General features: G+C 70.4%; 15 protein-coding genes, 1 pseudogene and 2 riboswitches. Of the genes and pseudogenes, 4 read left to right on the top strand and 12 right to left on the bottom strand.

The annotated features are described in order from the left end of the window. Window positions 1-138 precede the first annotated feature (138 nt). From ACZ5U5_RS12405 to tsaD, 4 genes and pseudogenes are all read right to left on the bottom strand, one after another. On the bottom strand, window positions 139-528 hold the full coding sequence (locus ACZ5U5_RS12405; protein WP_469019885.1) for an energy-coupling factor ABC transporter substrate-binding protein: 390 nt from the start codon (window positions 526-528) through the stop codon (window positions 139-141). Next, window positions 528-1,256 (bottom strand): energy-coupling factor ABC transporter permease, encoded by a 729-nt coding sequence (locus ACZ5U5_RS12400; RefSeq protein ID WP_469019883.1) that lies wholly within the window; start codon window positions 1,254-1,256, stop codon window positions 528-530. The genes ACZ5U5_RS12405 and ACZ5U5_RS12400 overlap by 1 nt, the downstream gene beginning before the upstream one ends. Window positions 1,257-1,286: 30 nt before the next feature. After that, a riboswitch (cobalamin riboswitch) is annotated at window positions 1,287-1,470 on the bottom strand. Between the two features lie 85 nt (window positions 1,471-1,555). Next, a pseudogene (locus ACZ5U5_RS12395) lies at window positions 1,556-2,193 on the bottom strand (GNAT family N-acetyltransferase). Then, window positions 2,190-3,257, bottom strand: a complete 1,068-nt coding sequence (gene tsaD, locus ACZ5U5_RS12390; protein ID WP_469020834.1) for a tRNA (adenosine(37)-N6)-threonylcarbamoyltransferase complex transferase subunit TsaD — start codon at window positions 3,255-3,257, stop codon at window positions 2,190-2,192. Before tsaD ends, ACZ5U5_RS12395 begins: the two are co-directional and overlap by 4 nt. A 135-nt stretch (window positions 3,258-3,392) precedes the next feature. Continuing rightward, a riboswitch (cobalamin riboswitch) is annotated at window positions 3,393-3,609 on the top strand. 162 nt (window positions 3,610-3,771) lie between these two features. Here tsaD and metE point away from each other — a divergent pair. Next, a complete protein-coding gene (gene metE / locus ACZ5U5_RS12385) occupies window positions 3,772-6,093 on the top strand; it encodes a 5-methyltetrahydropteroyltriglutamate--homocysteine S-methyltransferase (protein WP_469019881.1) in 2,322 nt (773 codons plus the stop codon). Between the two features lie 56 nt (window positions 6,094-6,149). Here metE and ACZ5U5_RS12380 read toward each other — a convergent pair whose 3' ends face one another. Next, complete coding sequence (locus ACZ5U5_RS12380) at window positions 6,150-6,644, bottom strand: MarR family winged helix-turn-helix transcriptional regulator (RefSeq protein ID WP_469019878.1); 495 nt, start codon at window positions 6,642-6,644, stop codon at window positions 6,150-6,152. A gap of 526 nt (window positions 6,645-7,170) precedes the next feature. On the opposite strand from ACZ5U5_RS12380, the gene ACZ5U5_RS12375 reads away from it, so the two are divergent. Next, window positions 7,171-8,610 (top strand): carbohydrate-binding protein, encoded by a 1,440-nt coding sequence (locus ACZ5U5_RS12375; protein WP_469019876.1) that lies wholly within the window; start codon window positions 7,171-7,173, stop codon window positions 8,608-8,610. A gap of 42 nt (window positions 8,611-8,652) precedes the next feature. Here ACZ5U5_RS12375 and ACZ5U5_RS12370 read toward each other — a convergent pair whose 3' ends face one another. Genes ACZ5U5_RS12370 through ACZ5U5_RS12350 form a run of 5 tightly spaced genes read right to left on the bottom strand, consistent with a single transcriptional unit; the run spans window position 8,653 to window position 12,515 of the window. Then, window positions 8,653-9,750, bottom strand: a complete 1,098-nt coding sequence (locus ACZ5U5_RS12370; RefSeq protein WP_469019875.1) for a serine hydrolase domain-containing protein — start codon at window positions 9,748-9,750, stop codon at window positions 8,653-8,655. Beyond that, complete coding sequence (locus tag ACZ5U5_RS12365; protein ID WP_469019872.1) at window positions 9,747-10,670, bottom strand: DUF6895 family protein; 924 nt, start codon at window positions 10,668-10,670, stop codon at window positions 9,747-9,749. Before ACZ5U5_RS12365 ends, ACZ5U5_RS12370 begins: the two co-directional genes overlap by 4 nt. Beyond that, window positions 10,667-11,605 carry a DUF6895 family protein gene (locus ACZ5U5_RS12360; protein ID WP_469019870.1) on the bottom strand — a complete coding sequence of 313 codons (939 nt, stop codon included), beginning with the start codon at window positions 11,603-11,605 and terminating at the stop codon, window positions 10,667-10,669. Before ACZ5U5_RS12360 ends, ACZ5U5_RS12365 begins: the two co-directional genes overlap by 4 nt. Beyond that, window positions 11,602-12,321, bottom strand: a complete 720-nt coding sequence (locus ACZ5U5_RS12355) for a hypothetical protein (RefSeq protein ID WP_469020832.1) — start codon at window positions 12,319-12,321, stop codon at window positions 11,602-11,604. Before ACZ5U5_RS12355 ends, ACZ5U5_RS12360 begins: the two co-directional genes overlap by 4 nt. An 11-nt stretch (window positions 12,322-12,332) precedes the next feature. Then, window positions 12,333-12,515, bottom strand: coding sequence for a hypothetical protein (locus tag ACZ5U5_RS12350; RefSeq protein WP_469019868.1), 183 nt, complete (start codon window positions 12,513-12,515; stop codon window positions 12,333-12,335). A gap of 676 nt (window positions 12,516-13,191) precedes the next feature. Here ACZ5U5_RS12350 and recA point away from each other — a divergent pair. Continuing rightward, the gene (gene recA / locus ACZ5U5_RS12345; RefSeq protein WP_469019866.1) at window positions 13,192-14,268 is read left to right on the top strand and encodes a recombinase RecA; all 1,077 of its coding nucleotides are present in this window, start codon (window positions 13,192-13,194) and stop codon (window positions 14,266-14,268) included. A gap of 255 nt (window positions 14,269-14,523) precedes the next feature. On the opposite strand, the gene ACZ5U5_RS12340 is transcribed toward recA, so the two are convergent. Continuing rightward, on the bottom strand, window positions 14,524-15,489 hold the full coding sequence (locus tag ACZ5U5_RS12340) for a pirin family protein (RefSeq protein WP_469019864.1): 966 nt from the start codon (window positions 15,487-15,489) through the stop codon (window positions 14,524-14,526). A 150-nt stretch (window positions 15,490-15,639) separates the two neighbouring features. Here ACZ5U5_RS12340 and ACZ5U5_RS12335 point away from each other — a divergent pair, with 150 nt between their 5' ends. Next, window positions 15,640-15,987 carry a tetratricopeptide repeat protein gene (locus tag ACZ5U5_RS12335; protein WP_469019862.1) on the top strand — a complete coding sequence of 116 codons (348 nt, stop codon included), beginning with the start codon at window positions 15,640-15,642 and terminating at the stop codon, window positions 15,985-15,987. A gap of 85 nt (window positions 15,988-16,072) precedes the next feature. Here the strand turns inward: ACZ5U5_RS12335 and crcB are convergent, their stop codons facing one another. Further along, complete coding sequence (gene crcB / locus ACZ5U5_RS12330) at window positions 16,073-16,447, bottom strand: fluoride efflux transporter CrcB (protein ID WP_469019860.1); 375 nt, start codon at window positions 16,445-16,447, stop codon at window positions 16,073-16,075. Window positions 16,448-16,463: the final 16 nt, after the last annotated feature.

Raw genomic sequence — 16,463 nt, 5'->3', positions numbered from 1 at the left:
GACAGGGGCGCCCCCTTTTAGGGGTGGGGGGGAGAGGTAGAGGGTGGCGATCCCAACCACAAACACGGCCTTGTCCACGGGGTGGCGGCGGCGCCAGCGACTGCTGTGCGCCGCCGCGTCAATGGGCAGCACGCCGGGTCAGACCTGCCCGGCCCCGGACCGGGTGTGCTCCTCGTCGACAGCTTGCTCCGCGGTAGCTGCATCGGTACGCGCCGCCTCGGTACGCGCTGCCTCGGCGCCCTGACGGCGCCCCTTGCGCAGACCGAAGTAGTACGCGAGGACGCCCGCGCCGAGCGCCGCCTGCAGCGCGAACAGCGCCGACTCGATCTCCCCGGAGGGGGGTTCGTACAGCGGCGAGAACCAGGGCTCGTAATCCGGCTTGATCTCGGTGATCGCGGTCTCGGCCTGGGCGTCGGCCCCGGCGAACGGCTCCTTCTCGTCGTCGCCGAGGCCGAGCGCCAGCGGCAGCACCGCCAGCGCGGCGACGATGAGGAGGAGCAGAGTGTTGATCTTCGCGTTCCGGCTCATCAGGCGCTGGCCCCCGTCTCGGTCTCCGTCTTGCTGCCGGTGTCTGCCTGCGCGGACGGCTTCTTGCTTTGGAGCAGCACGCCGAGCCGCGTGAGCTCGCCCCTGCTCGACTGCACGAGCAGCCGCATCACCACGACGGTGAGCAGCCCCTCGCTGACCGCGAGGGGGATCTGCGTGACGGCGAAGATGCCGCCGAACTTGCCCAGGGCGCCGATGAATCCGCTGCTGGGGTCCGGGAACGCCAGGGCGAGCTGGACGCTGGTGACGCAGTACGTGGACAGGTCGGCGACGAACGCACCGAAGAACACGGCCACCATGAGCGGCACGTCGTACCGCTTCAGGAGCCGGTAGACGGCGTATCCGGCCCATGGCCCGACGATCGCCATGGAGAACACGTTGGCACCCAGCGTGGTGAGCCCGCCGTGGGCGAGCAGCAGCGCCTGGAACAGCAGCGTGATGGTGCCGAGCACCGCCATGATCGGCGGCCGGAACAGGATCGCGCCGAGCCCGGTGCCCGTCGGGTGCGAGCAACTGCCCGTCACGGACGGGATCTTCAGCGCGGAAAGGACAAAGGTGAACGCTCCGGACGCACCCAGGAGCAAGGTGCTCTCCGGGTGTTCCTTGACCTCACGGGTGAGGGAGCGGACTCCGTGGACGACGAACGGCGCGGACGCTACGCCCCAGGCGATCGCGTGCGCCGGTGGGAGGAAACCCTCGGCTATGTGCATGGCTAAGCAGACCCTCTCCAGCACCTCGTGGATGGACAACGCGCCTTGGCCGGTCTCCTGGCTGACGGGTCGTACCGACCGGACTCCGCCTTCCCGGGCGCGTGTTGCACCCAGTGGCTGCCGCGAGGGCTGGAGCCGGACTTCCCGATCACAGTGGCGAGGGCCGCACCGGCATCACACCGATTTCCCGAGCACCAAGGCGTGGTGACCCTAGTGCGGAATCGAGTGACCTGACAACTTGCGGGACCGCACCGCTTGTGGCACACACGAGCGCACACGACCTGGGCGTACGCCCCTGGTCAGCCCATGTGCAACGGCTCATGCGCGCCCGGCGTACGCCCTGCTCCCCGGGAGGTCGCCCCTCCTGTGCCGCAGGACACCGCGAGAGTCCTGGCGGGGTGGCGGGGCCCGAGGAAGACGACGACGCCTTTGCCGTCGGGTGCGGGGTGGGTCGCTGGGTCCAGCCCTGGCGATCGTAGAAAGCCATGGCCTGCGCCGACCGGACCGAAGTGAGCAGCCAGGCACGGCCGTCGGGGGCACCCGCGGCCACCGCCCCGAGCAGGGCCGTCCCGATCCCGGTCCCCTGCGCCCCGGGGCGTACGGCGAGTTCGTCTATCTCACGCGCCCCGCTCAGCCACATCAGGGCGCGCTCGGCCCCGAGTCCGGCGGCCGCCTGCGGATAGCAGCGATCGGCGGGAAAGGGGGCGGGAGTGGTCCACCCGGTGGTGAATCCGGCGATGTCCGACCCCTTCAGGGCGATCGCCGCGGTGAAGCCGGGACGCCGCACGTCGTCGCCGAGCCGGACCAGGAACTGCGCCGCCCTCTCCTCGTCCTCGTGCCAGGGCGGCGGGCCGAAGGCTTCGCCGTAGACCGTGCGCAAGGCGTCGGTGTGCGCGAGCAGTTGCTCAGCGCACAGAACGCGGACGGCCGCCGTCATCGGGCGGTCTTCGCCGGGTCCGCTCCCGGCTGCAGGGCCGCGTACTCCAGCGGGGCGGACGGATCGATCGACACGTCCAGGGGCGCGGGCTCGGCCCCGGCGCGTACGAGCAGGTCGCCGACGGCGGCGATCATCGCGCCGTTGTCGGTGCACAAGGTCATCGGGGGAACGCGCAGTCGCACGCCGGCTGCCGCGCACCGCTCCTCCGCGAGCGACCGCACCCGCGAGTTCGCGGCGACCCCGCCGACCACGACGAGGGTCGTGACCCCGTGATCCCGGCAGGCGGCGAGCGCCTTGCGGGTCAGGACGTCCGCGACGGCCTCCTGGAGCGAGGCCGCACCGTCGGCCACCGGCAGTTGACGGCCTGCGTGCCCTTCGGCCCATCGGGCGGCGGCGGTCTTGAGGCCGGAGAAGGAGAACGCGTACGGCGCGTCCTTCGGCCCGGTGAGCGGGCGGGGGAAGGCCACCGCGCGCGGGTCGCCGTCCCGGGCCGCGCGGTCGATGGCGGGGCCGCCCGGATACGGCAGGCCGAAGACCCGGGCGACCTTGTCGAAGCACTCGCCGGCCGCGTCGTCCAGGGTGTCCCCCAGGTGCACGATCCGATCGCGGGCCAGGTCCCGGACGAGCAGCAGGGACGTGTGCCCGCCGGAGACGATGAGCACCACGCAGGGCTCGGGCAGCGGGCCGTGCTCCAGCGTGTCGGCGGCGACGTGACCGGCCAGGTGGTGCACCCCGTACAACGGGACGTCGAGCGCGTGGGCCAGGGTCTTCGCTCCCGCGAGGCCGACCTGCAACGCACCCGCCAGGCCGGGGCCCGTGGTGACGGCCACCGCGTCGATGTCGGACAGCTCCAGGTCCGCCTGGTCTAGGGCGTGCCGGACGACCGGGGTGAAGGAGTGCAGATGCGCTCGGGCGGCGATCTCGGGGACCACACCGCCGAACCGGGCGTGCTCGTCCATGCTCGACGCGACCACATGGGCGAGCAGCCGCCCCTCCGAGACGATCCCCGCCCCGGTCTCGTCACACGACGACTCGATTCCCAGCACAATGCGCCCCGCGGCCACCGGCGTCTCCTTCACGTACAGGTCTTCCGTACTTTCCGCAAGAGAATTGTAGTTGCAATCCATGTGCAATAAGACCGTGTCTCACCTCACGGTCCGGAATGTGATCAGTACTGCCCAAGAGGCCGACCACCCTCTAGCCTGATCCGTGCAGCTGGTTCGCCCTGTCCGCCAGGCAGCGGCGTCGCAAGAGGGAACCCGGTGGGAATCCGGGACTGCCCCGCAGCGGTGAGTGGGAACGACCGCCGTCATACGCACTGGATCCCTCAGGGATCCGGGAAGCGACGGCCAGTAGGTGTCTGCCTCGGCAGATGTGCCCGCGAGTCCGAAGACCTGCCCGTTGCCCGTACGTGATCCCTCATGTGCGGACATCCCGGTGACCTCGTGGGCGGGTCGGCGTACAGATCAGGTGGAGCACCGCGCGACCGGCGCGTGTCCGTCCGCCCGGTCCGTCATCCCTTCGCGTCCGTGTCCCGTCCCCGGGATTCTCAGGAGTCATCTCGCGAAGGAGATTTCCGTGACAGCGAAGTCCGCAGCCGCGGCAGCACGGGCCACCGTGTACGGCTACCCCCGCCAGGGCCCCGACCGGGAACTGAAAAAGTCCGTCGAGGGCTATTGGAAGGGCCGCGTCAGCGCCGACGCCCTGCGGGAGACCGCGGCGCACCTGCGCCGGTCCACCTGGCGGCACCTGACCGAAGCCGGCATCCACGAAGTGCCGACCGGCGACTTCTCGTACTACGACCATGTCCTGGACACCAGCGTCATGGTCGGCGCCATCCCCCTGCGGCACCGCGAGGCCGTCGACACCGACCCCCTCGACGGCTACTTCGCGATGGCCCGCGGCACCCAGGACGTGGCGCCGCTGGAGATGACCAAGTGGTTTGACACCAACTACCACTACTTGGTGCCGGAGTTGGGCCCCGACACCGTCTTCGCCGCCGACTCCGCCAAGCAGGTGGCCGAGCTCAAGGAGGCCGTCGCGCTCGGCCTCGCCGCACGCCCGGTCCTTGTCGGCCCGGTGACCTATCTGCTGCTCGCCAAGCCCGCGCCCGGCGTGGCCGCCGACTTCGAGCCGCTCACACTCCTCGACCGGCTGCTGCCCGTCTACGCGGAAGTCCTCGCCGACCTGCGCGCCGCGGGCGCCGAATGGGTGCAGCTCGACGAGCCCGCCCTGGTCCAGGACCGCAGCCCGGCGGAGCTCAACGCCGCCGCTCGCGCTTACCGCGACCTGGGCGCCCTCACCGATCGTCCGCGGCTCCTCGTCGCCTCTTACTTCGGCAGGCTCGGCGAGGCGCTGCCCGTGCTGGCCAAGGCGCCGGTCGAGGGGCTCGCCCTGGACTTCACGGAAGCCGCCGCCGGCCAGTTGCAGGACCTCGCCGCCGTCGGCGGACTGCCCGGCAAGCGCCTTGTCGCGGGTGTCGTCAACGGCCGCAACATCTGGATCAACGACCTGGAGAAGTCCCTCTCCACCCTGGGCACGCTCCTCGGTCTCGCCGACCGGGTCGACGTCTCCGCGTCCTGCTCCCTGCTGCACGTCCCGCTGGACGCCGGTGCCGAACGGGACATCGACCCGCAGGTGGCCCGCTGGCTGGCCTTCGCCCATCAGAAGGCCACCGAGATCGCCACGCTGGCGCGCGCCCTGGCCCAGGGGACGGACACCGTCACGGCCGAACTGGCCGCCAACCGCGCCGGCCTGGCGTCCCGCTCGGGTTCGACCCTCACCCACGACCCGGCGGTACGCTCCCGTGCCGCCGCCGTCACGGAAGCCGACGCCCGCCGCGTCCACGCCTATCCGGAGCGCGCGGCGGCCCAGCGATCCCGACTCGGCCTGCCACAACTGCCCACGACGACCATTGGTTCGTTCCCGCAGACCACCGAACTGCGCACCGCACGCGCCGACTTGCGCGCGGGCCGCATCGACACGGACGGCTACGAGGAACGCATCCGCTCCGAGATCCGCGACGTCCTCGCCTTCCAGGAGAAGGCGGGCATCGACGTCCTGGTGCACGGCGAGCCCGAACGCAACGACATGGTGCAGTACTTCGCCGAACAGCTCACCGGCTATCTCGCCACACAGCACGGCTGGGTCCAGTCGTACGGCACCCGCTACGTACGCCCGCCGGTCCTCGCGGGCGACATCTCACGGCCCGAGCCGATGACGGTGCGCTGGACGTCGTACGCCAACTCCCTCACGGACCGTCCCGTGAAGGGGATGCTCACGGGCCCTGTCACCATGCTGGCCTGGTCCTTCGTCCGCGACGACCAGCCCCTTGGCGACACCGCGCGCCAGGTCGCCCTGGCCCTGCGCGACGAGGTCGACGACCTGGAGGCCGCGGGCACTTCGGTCATCCAGGTGGACGAGCCCGCGCTGCGCGAGACGCTGCCGCTGCGCGCCGCCGAGCACGCCGCGTACCTGGAGTGGGCCACGGAATCCTTCCGCCTCACCACCAGCGGCGTGCGACCGGACACGCAGATCCATACGCACATGTGCTACGCCGAGTTCGGTGACATCGTCCAGGCCATCGACGACCTCGACGCCGACGTCATCAGCCTGGAGGCGGCCCGCTCACACATGCAGGTGGCACGCGAACTGGCCGAGCACGGCTACCCGCGTGAGGCGGGGCCCGGCGTCTACGACATCCACTCCCCCCGCGTGCCGAGCACCGAGGAGGCGGCAGCCCTGCTGCGCAAGGGACTTGAGGCCATCCCCGCCGACCGCCTGTGGGTGAACCCGGACTGCGGCCTCAAGACCCGAGGCTGGCCCGAGACCAAGGCATCCCTGGAGAACCTGGTCGCGGCGGCACGCGAGGTGAGGACGGAGCTGCCCTCGGGCTCCTGACCCGAACCAGCCGAACGAACCGAACGAACCGGACGCTTACCGGCGCATACGGGGGGTCAGGCCTTGCCCCCCGTATGCGCCACCCGCGAAAGCAGCACATGCAACATCTCCCGCTCCTCCGAGCCGAGCGGGGCCAGAAGCTCATCGGTGACCCCCCGCGCCACCTCATCGGAGTCCCGCAGGAAGTCGTGGCCCGCGGGGGCCAGAGCCACGATGCGGCGGCGGCGATCGTCGGGAGCCGGGCGGCGTTCGACGAAGCCGAGGCGTTCCAGGTCGTCGACGAGACCGACGATCGCGCTGGGGTCGTACCCCAGCTCCTGGCTCAGCTCGCGCTGCGCCGCGCCCTCCACGGTGGCCAGGTAGCGCAGCAGCGCGTAGTGGCGCAGGCGTAGGCCGGATCTCTGGAGCGCCGCGTTGAAGAGCTGACCCGAGCGCAGGCCGAGGCGGTAGAGCAGATAGCCCGCATCCGCATGGAGGCCCCGCATCCAGGGCGCACCCTCGTCGACGGACCCTTCCTCCACGGGATCGGCGGTGGTCTTCCGGCTGGTCATGAGGGCGCTCCTCCTGGTCGGTGGTTCGCGGACGGACGGCGGCCGTCGTTGCCAATGTCCAGCGTGCCGAATTATTGATGTTGGAAACAATCATTTACGACAACAATCGTTTGTCTTAGCTTCCTTTCTGCGAGCCGATGCCGACCGGAGTCGTGTTCCCCCGACCTGCCAAACCATCTCTTGCCACCGCCTGTTGGAGGGGTTTTCCATGCTGGGCTCATACGCCGTGGATCTGCGCGGCAAGGTCGCTGTCGTCACGGGACCCAGGGCGCGGCCTCGGCCTCACGTATGCCACTGCCGACCGCGCCGTCAGGGCCATCACCGAAGCGGGCGGGCGCGCCGTCGCGGAGGTGGCCGCGGTCGGCGGCAGCGAGGCGTTGGGCCGGGTGGGTCGCTGGGTGTGGTCCGTTGTGCCGAACCGGGGGCGTGGGGGAATTTTCTGAGTGTGCGTCGGCAAGGGCTAGGTTCCGAGGTTTTTCCGCCTCCACCCCGTCGAACCGGATCTTCCGAGGATGAGGAATCACTCATGGCTGACCGACACGCCGACCGACCCGGCCAACCCGCCCATCCCCTCCGCCTTGCCCGCCCGGCCCGACTCGCCGGCTTCGCGGCGAGTGTGCTCGGCGCCTTCGCCTTGACGGGGTTGCCGGTGGCCGCCGCTGTCGCGCCGCCGCCTCCGCCGGTACCCGCGCCGCAGTCCTCCACGGGGCCGGCGCTCCCGTCGGCCGCGCAGACCCTCGCTGCCGACAAACCGTCAAAGGCGTTGCTGCAGGGTCTCCAGCGTGATCTGGGGCTGTCGGGTGCGCAGGCGCGCATGCGGTTGGTGAACGAGGCGGAGGCCGGGACGCGGGCGGGTCGGCTTCAGACCGCGCTGGGCAAGGACTTCGCCGGAGCCTGGGTGCAGGGCGCGACCTCAGCCCGTCTGGTGGTGGCGACCACGGACGCCGCGGACGTGGCGGCCATCAAGGCGGAGGGGGCGCAGGCCAAGGTCGTCACGCATGCGCTGGGAGAGTTGGAGGCGCTCACGAAGAAGCTGAATGCCTCCGCCGTGGCGGGAGGGGGACTGGATACGCCGGTGCGCTACGTCGATGTGCGGGCCAACAAGGCGGCCGTCCAGGCGACGAGCGCCGCTGCCGCCGACAAGCTGATCGCGGCCGCCGGGGTCGACCGGCGACTCCTGGACGTCAAGGTGTCGGCCGAGCGTCCGCGCGCGCTGCACGACGTCCGCGGGGGCGACGCGTACTACATCGACGAGAAGGCTCGATGTTCGGTGGGGTTCTCGGTGACCAAGGGCGCCCAGCAGGGGTTCGCCAGCGCCGGGCACTGCGGCAAGCCGGGCGCCAAGACCACCGGCTTCAACAAGGTCGCCCAAGGTGCCTTCGAGGCGTCCGTCTTCCCGGCCAAGGACATGTCCTGGGTCGGCGTGAACGATCAGTGGACCGCCACGCCCCGGGTGAAGGGCGAAAAGGAGGCGGACGTGCAGGTCGCCGGGTCTGTGCAGGCCCTGGTCGGCGCGGCGGTCTGCCGGTCGGGCTCCACCACCGGCTGGCACTGCGGGACCGTCGAGCAGCACGGCACCAGCGTGAGCTACGCGGAGGGCGTCATCGAAGGGGTCACCCGCACCACGGTATGTGCGGAGCCGGGTGACTCCGGCGGCTCCTACATCTCCGGCACCCAGGCCCAGGGAGTGACCTCCGGCGGCAGCGGTGACTGCAAGAGCGGCGGAATCACTTTCCACCAGCCGTTGAACCCGCTGCTCGACGAGTTCGGGCTCACGTTGAAGACGGCCCCCGCCCAGCGCCAACCCAGTACGCAGGAAGCGTCGGGCAGTTGGGGCGCGGGCAAGATCTATGAGACCGGGACACGGGTGACCTTCAACGGCATCACCTACGTGTGCCTGCAGTCGCACCAGGCGCAGGGCGTGTGGCAGCCCGCCCGCACGCCGGCCCTGTGGCAGCGCGTCTGACGAACCGTCCGGTCGACATGACCCTGGCCCCAACTCTCGGGCTCAGGTCTGTGCCAGCAGCGCGTACGCCGTTGCCACGAACGTTTCGCGGGCGTGGTAGCGGCGGGTGCAGACGGCGGCCAGGGCCGTCGCGGTGTCGGGCCTGAAGCCCAGGAAGGCCTGTTGGCCCAGGGTGGCTCCGCAGTGGAAGTAGAGCGGGCCGTGCTGGGCAGGGTGCTGGAACCAGCCGATGGTGTGCGTGTGCCGGTGCCCCCAGCCGCGCCGGATGACCGGGCGGGCCGTTGCCCGCAGGGCCGCGGCCAGCGGGCTGCCCGTCGGCTCCAGGTGGGCTTCGAGGAAGGTCAGCAGGTCGTGCGGGGTGGCACGGACCGCGCCCGCCGCCTCGAAGCCGCCGATGGTCAGCGGGGGCGTGGGCGTGGTGCCGTCCTTGCGGTGACCGGTGGCATCGGTGTCCGGTCCTGCGGGGCGCAGGGCCGTGCCGCCCAGTTGCAGGGGGCGCAACACCTGTCCGGTGAGCAGATCGTCCCAGGGGGTGGCGGTGGCGGCGGCCAGGGCGTGACCGAGCACGGCGACACCGAAGTTGGAGTAGTGCCAGCGGGATCCCGGCCGCCGGGGTGGACGGCGGCGTACGAAGGCGTCGATGACGTGGTGGTCCTGGAAACCGGCGTAGGGGTTGGTGCGCCAGGTGGGCAGGGCCCGGGGGTAGAAGTCGGCGGGCAGGGCGGGCAGTCCGGAGGTGTGGGTGATGAGGTGGGCGAGGGTGACGGGGTCCGCGCCGGTACGCCGTTCCGGGGCGAGGAGGGAAAGGGCCGGCTCGCCCGCGGAGAGGATGCCGGATTGTGTCAGGTGGGCAAGCAGCAGGGCGGTGAACGTCTTGGAGGCCGAGCCGATCTCGTAACGCAGCTGGTCACGGGGTACGGGCGGTGGTGGCCCTGTGCCGCCGCAGCGCACCGTGCGCCGGCCGGCGCGGGACAGCGCGAGGACGACGTCGGGCGCCCGCACCGCCGTGATGGCGTCATCCAGCCGTCGGCGCACCGTCCCGTCGTCGTCCTCCGGGCGGGCCTCCGCCGGGGGGTGACCGGACGGGTCTTCGATGGTGTCGCGTGACTCGCCCGGCCAGGGCGTATGTGGGCGTGTCATGTGGGCGTGGCGTGGCTGAGTTGCGTCAGGGCCCGGGAGGTGGCCATGACGGAGGCGAAGGCTGCGACGAGCGTGGGGTGGTAGATGAGGTCGAAGAGCTCTTCGGGCTCGCCCTGGGGGATGGTGCGTACGGCGGGCATGGCGCCGTCGGGCTGCTGGGCGGCGGCGAAGCCCTCCCAGGCACGCTCGTCGAGAGTGGGGAGGGGCAGACAGGCGTCGACGACGAGGAGTTCGCCCAGCAGGTCCCAGCGCTCCAGGTCGAGCCAGTCGTCCAGCCAGGCGGGCAGCCAGGCGGCCAGGTAGTCGGCGATCGGGGGCGGGATGTTGTCCGGGCTCTTGCCCCAGTCGGTGAGGTGGAAGACGGTGTGGGTGATGTCGTAGGCCGTGTGTCCTTCCACGGTCCAGGGTTCGGGGGTACGCCCCAGCCACGTCCGGCCGATGACCTCGGCTTCCGGCGGTCGGGGCTCGAGCCCGCCGCGGCGTTGGAACGCGGAGAGCCCGAGGCGGCGCACGGGTGGCATCTCGTGGGCGGCGAAACTCTCCAGGCTCTGGTTGTGCCGGACCATGTCCTCGAGGACAGGGTGGCTGTAGCCCAACTCCTTGAAGGGGAGGTAGACCTCGAAGGGGATGGGGGAAAGCAGCTCGATGCGCTGGGCGCGCACCAGCATCTGGCCACCGTCCAGGGTGTCGCGCCAGGCGTGGTCGAGCAGTTGCCGTGCCAGCTGCGCCTGCCGGGATCCGGCGACCCCTTCGCGGAACAGCACCGCGCAGATGAGGGCCAGTTCGCCGACCGGTTTGAAGCGCTCCAGGAAGCCCACTTCCGGGTCGACGTCCGGTTCCAGGCGAAACCCGTCGCGGTGGGCGTGCAGCCATTCCAGGGCGCGGCTGCCGACGGTGTGCATGAGGCGGGTGCTGGTCATCTCGACACTCCTCGTTCCCGCTGTACGCCCTCGTGCAGTGCGCCGGCGGTCAGTACGGCGGCGAAGGCCGTCATCAGGGTCGAGTGGTAGCAACTGATGAAGTCGTCCGCGATCGCCCGGCCGCCCCGCCCGGAACCGATCTCCGGAACGGCGCCGGACACGGCCTGCGCTCGGGCGAGTCTCGTCCAGGAGTCCCGCAGCATCGTGCGGTCGGGCGGGCCAGGAAGGCTGCCCGCCACGGCAAGGAGCTCGCAGCTCAGGTCCCACCGCTCGTCCTCCAGGCAGGTGTCGAGCCACGGCGGAAGCCACTGGGACAAGTAGGCGGCGACCTGGGGAGGCACATGGTGCGGGTCCGCGCCCCAGTCGGTGAGGTGGAAGATCACATGAGTGAGTGTGTAACCGGCGTCCCCTTCGAACATCCAGGGTTCCGGCAGGCCGCCGAGCCAGGTGCGCTTCAGCGCGTGTTCCATGCCCTGGTGCGGCCGCATGCCGCTGTGGCGTTCGGAGTTGAGGATGCCGAGGCGCCTGTTGGGCTGCTGCTCGGTCACCTGCCAGGAACGGGTGCGGGCCACCGTCGCGGCTGCCTTTTCGAAGGCCTCGTGGCGAAGACCGGCCGAGGCGAACGCGGCGTAGATCTCCAACGGGTACGTCGCGAAGGGCTCCAGGCGCTGCAACTGGCACAGGAGGTCGCCCTGCCCGGTCTGCCGCCAGGCGAAGGTCAGCAGCTCATGTGCTTGCTCGTGCAGCGGCGTGGACACCTCGCTGTGCCTGCGAACGGTGACGCACACGTGCGCCAGTTCTCCCAGCGGTTTCCAGGTGAAGTTCACGTTGCCGCTCTCGGCCAGCGCGTCGTCCCCGAGCGCGAAGTCGTCACGGTGCTCGGACACCCAGGCCAGCGCCGACTCGGCGACCCCCCGGACATCGTGCGCCCTCACCCCGGCACTCCGGACCGCAGCAGCTGCGCCGCCTCCACCTGCAGCACCACGCGGGGATCCGCGGAGCCCATGTGTGCCACGAACTCCAGCCCGGCCTCAAGGCCGAGTGTCTGTGGCACTCCGTCGAGCAGGACCAGCCAGCGGCCCGCTCCGGCGGCTTGCAGCCAGTCACGGCGGCGGACCGCACGGACGAAGCCGCGGGCGACGTCCACGGGCCGTGTGCGGGCCACCCGGGCCACCGCGCAGTCGGCCCCGGGCATCGCGAGGGGTGCGAGCACGGCGAGTTGATGGGTCAGCACCTGCCACGGAGCGTCCTCCAGCCAGGCTGCCTGGGGTGATGACGCGAGTTCGCTCGCGTCGTCGAAGGAGGCGTCGAAGGACGTGTCAAGTCCCGCCAGTGCGCGTCGCATGGCCCAGTGGCTCCACAGTGACGTGGGCGAGGCATCGGCGGGGGGCGGATAGGCCTGCACGGCCTTGCCGAACAGGGCGAGATCGTCGGGTTCGAGCGGTGTGCGGCGCAGGACACCCGGCAGCACGGCGTCGGCACCCACCACACGCACGGCGGCGAGGGCGAGCCCGTCGGCGGCCGCTCCTTCGGGCCCGGTCACGCTGCCGGTCAACCGGAACCGGCCCCCGCTCCGAAGAGCGGAGACCAGTTCCGATGTGAGGCCCTGCACCGCGCCCGCCAGAGGCGTCGTAGTGCCTGAGTCCTCCATACCGTTGCCCGTCAAGCCTTCTTGGGCCGCGGTGTCGGAGGCGACAACAGCAGGGAGGTCGTCCCGCTCGTCAGGGCCAGTGCCGCACATTCGCGGCTGTCGCGGTAGGAGCCGTCGGCCTCGGCCGGGTCGAGAGCCGCCTCAACGTCCAGCGTCTCGGCTACGTCCTGATCTGTGAATTCGGTGGAAGCCATGCTTCTACCTCTTCCATCGTAGAACGCCGGGTAGCCCACGTAATGCCAGCGCGTTTCCTGCACGTACTGCCAGTCGTGGAAACTCGGCGCATGGATTTCCTTTACCTCACACGCATTTGGGGAAATGCGCGCACAGGCAAGGCCTTACATGCCGCACGCCTCTGAACTGTGCTCTTCGAGGCGCCTCTATAAGCCTAGACGAACAAGCACGGAGCAGCATCCGGAGACAATATTTGGCAAATCAACTATCGCGGCTCGCACGGGCATTGGGCGTGGCGAAGCCATCGGAAGCGGGCATTCGCCACTGGTCTGGAATATGCCAGACCATGGAGCCAGCCTCGGCATCGGCGATCCGAAACCATAAACCCCCTCACGATGCTCGACCTCATGAGCCGACGCCTCGCGCCTCGCCCGCGAAGCCGGTGGACGCCACTCTCGGAGGAAGTGACGGGGTTCGACGGCGCGCGCGGTGGCTCGAGCGGGCGGTGGCGCGGTCTGCGTCCGGAGCGGTCCGGCGTGCGACCCGCCCCGCTCCCCCTCGGTTTGGTACCTTTCACTGGACACGTAAATCGATCGGATGTTCGTTTTTTGGATCTCCGAGACGTCCGTTGTCGGCAGTAGACGCTCACGTTCTCCGACGTGCGGCGTGCCACACAATCGGACCGGGTGAAAACTCATGGCAGGAACCGACCACGAAAAGGCGCTGGACACGGCGCTCGCACAGATCGAGCGGAAATTTGGCAGGGGTGCGGTCATGCGCCTCGGCGAGCGGCCCAATGAGCCCATCGAGGTGATCCCCACCGGATCGACCGCGCTGGACGTGGCGCTGGGTGTGGGCGGCCTGCCCCGCGGCCGTGTGGTGGAGGTGTACGGGCCGGAGTCCTCCGGCAAGACGACGCTGACGTTGCACGCGGTGGCGAACGCGCAGAAGGCCGGCGGCTCGGTGGCGTTCATCGACGCCGAGCACGCACTGGACCCGGAGTACGCCAAGAAGCTCGGCGTCGACACCGACAATCTCATCCTGTCCCAGCCGGACAACGGCGAGCAGGCTCTGGAGATCGCCGACATCCTGATCCGCTCCGGCGCCATCGACTTGATCGTGATCGACTCCGTCGCGGCCCTGGTGCCACGCGCCGAGATCGAGGGCGAGATGGGCGACTCCCACATGGGTCTGCAGGCCCGCCTGATGAGCCAGGCCCTCCGGAAGATCACCAGCGCGCTCAGCCAGACGAGGACGACGGTCATCTTCATCAACCAGCTCCGCGAGAAGATCGGCGTGATGTTCGGCTCGCCGGAGACCACGACCGGTGGCCGCGCCCTGAAGTTCTACGCCTCCGTGCGCCTCGACATCCGGCGCATCGAGACCCTGAAGGACGGTGCCGACGCGGTCGGCAACCGCACCCGCGTCAAGGTTGTCAAGAACAAGGTCGCACCGCCCTTCAAGCAGGCCGAGTTCGACATCCTCTACGGCCAGGGCATCAGCCGCGAGGGCGGCCTGATCGACATGGGCGTCGATAACGGCTTCGTCCGCAAGGCCGGCGCCTGGTACACGTACGAGGGCGACCAACTCGGCCAGGGCAAGGAGAACGCCCGCAGCTTCCTCAAGGACAACCCCGGCCTCGCCGACCAGATCGAGACGAAGATCCTCGAAAAGCTCGGAATCGGGGTGCCGGAGAAGGTCGCAGTCGCCAAGGCCCCAGGCGCCGTCCCGGTCCCTGATGCCGCACGGACCTCGGCGGGAAACGCCGCCTGACGGGCAAAGGTGCGCGCGGCCCGGCCGGGGCCAGGCTTCCAACATGTTCAGCATCTCGGCGTGCTCCACGGCCCAGATCTGCTCGTGTTCCTGTTCCTTGCCGAGAACCTGCTCCTGCACGTCCGGGCGATACCAACCCTTACGCGAGGCCCAGAGGACACCGCCCTCGGCGAGGAATCGACTACCGCGTCAAGATCCGGCTGGGAGCGGCCGGATACGTCGGGGAAGCCGTGCACGGGGAGTTACGCATCCCGGTCAGCGCACCCGCCCCCGCGGTTTCAGCGGCACGGGCGGCAAGGCGGGCGCGGGGATGCGGTCGCCGTCGTAGCCCTTCACCTCGCCGAAGCGCGCGCTGTCCGTCCAGTCCGAACGGGCCTGTGCGATCTCCTCGTTGGACCGCCCGATGAAGTTCCACCACATGATGAGTTCCTCGTCGAACGGCTCGCCGCCGAGGAGCATCAGGTCCGCGTCCGACTCGGCGTGCAGCGGCAGTTCGGTGCGGCCGCAGCCCAGGTACAGCATCGAGCCGGGCAGCACGGGGACGCCGTCCACCCGGGTCTCACCGGACATGCACAGGACGGCGTACTCGAAGTCGGGGTTCAGCGGCAGGCGTACGTCCGCGTCGCGGGCCAGGGCGAGGTCGGCGCCGACGATCGGGGTGTAGGTCGTGCCGGGCGACGTGGTGCCGTCGATCGTGCCGAGGATGAGGGTCGCCGTCAGGCCGGGGGCCGTGACCAGGGGCAGCTCCGCGTGGTGCTCGAAGCGCGGGTCGGTGTTGCGGTGGGTGTCGGGCAGGGCCACCCACAGCTGGGCGCCGTGCAGGAAGCGGGCGTGCGACCTGGGGCTCTCCTCGGAGTGCGAGATCGCCCGGCCCGAGGTCATCAGGCCGAGCTCGCGGGGGCGGATCGTCTGGAGGCTGCCGGTGGAGTCGCGGTGCAGGACCTCGCCCTCGTGCAGCCAGCTGACCGTCTGCAGGCCCATGTGCGGGTGGGGGCCCACCTGCATGCCGGGCTCCTCGGCGATGTCGTCGGGTCCGTAGTGGTCCACGAAGCACCAGGCGCCGACCATGCGGCGGCCCAGGTTGGGCAGCAGGCGGCGGACCTCGGTGGACTCGCCGAGCTTGACCTGTCGGGGGCTGAGGAGTTCACGGACCGGTTCGGCGACGACGAACCCGCGACCGCCGCACAGGGACGGGACCGCCTCGCGATCAAGATTGCTCATGTCGCACAACCTAGACCCGTGGGGCACCGGGCGTCAGGCACGCACGTCGGTCATTCCGGCGGAACCCCCGTCAGCGCCGCCGTCCCGGCGGATTCGATTAGTGGAATTTTTAACTAACCCTGACCGTTGGAGCGCTCGAAGGAGGCAACAGTGGACACGATGTACTACGACCACGGAACCGCGGCGGAGCGCTGGGAGCGCGCGCGGCAGTTCTTCGACGCCAAGGAGTACGCCACCGCGGCGCGCATCCTCGGCACCCTGGCCGACGAGGTACCCGGGCAGGTAGCCCCGCGTCTGCTGCTGGCCCGCGCCTACTACCACTCGGCGCAACTGCTGCGCGCGGAGGCCGAGTTGCGTACGGTCATCGCTCTCGACCCCGTCGAGCAGTACGCCAGGCTGCTCCTCGGCCGCACGCTGGAGCGGCAGGGACGGGACGCGGACGCGGCCCCGCACCTGCGGATGGCGGCGGCCCTCTCCGGGGACTTCACCGAGGTCTGACCCCGGGAGCGAGCCGAGGCCCGGTCCCGGGAGCGAGAGGTCCGGTCCCGGGAGCGAGAGGTCCGGTCCCGGGCGTGACGCGAGCTCACGCCCAGAACGCATCCGCCACCGCGACGCCCACGAAGACCGCGCCGAGCGCCGCGACCACGCCGGCCACGACGTTGACGGCCGCGTAGAACTTGGCGTCGCCCTCGGTGAGCCGCAGCGTCTCGTACGAGAAGGTCGAATACGTCGTCAGGGCGCCGCACAGGCCCGTGCCGAGGAACAGCTGCGCGTGGGACGAGGCGGCGCCCGCGACCGTCGCGCCGGTGAGCACGCCGAGGATCAGGCTGCCCGCCACGTTGACGGTGAGCGTCCCCCAGGGGAAGACCGTGTCGTGCCTGGCCTGCACGGCTCGGTCGGTGAGGAACCGCAGCGGGGCGCCGATCATCGCCCCGGCCACCACACAGAGCCAGTTCACCGGATCACCCCGGTCC

This window comes from Streptomyces sp. NPDC033177, assembly GCF_055577715.1.
Note: the sequence above shows the minus strand (reverse complement) of the source record. Positions and strands in the feature narration are given on the sequence as shown.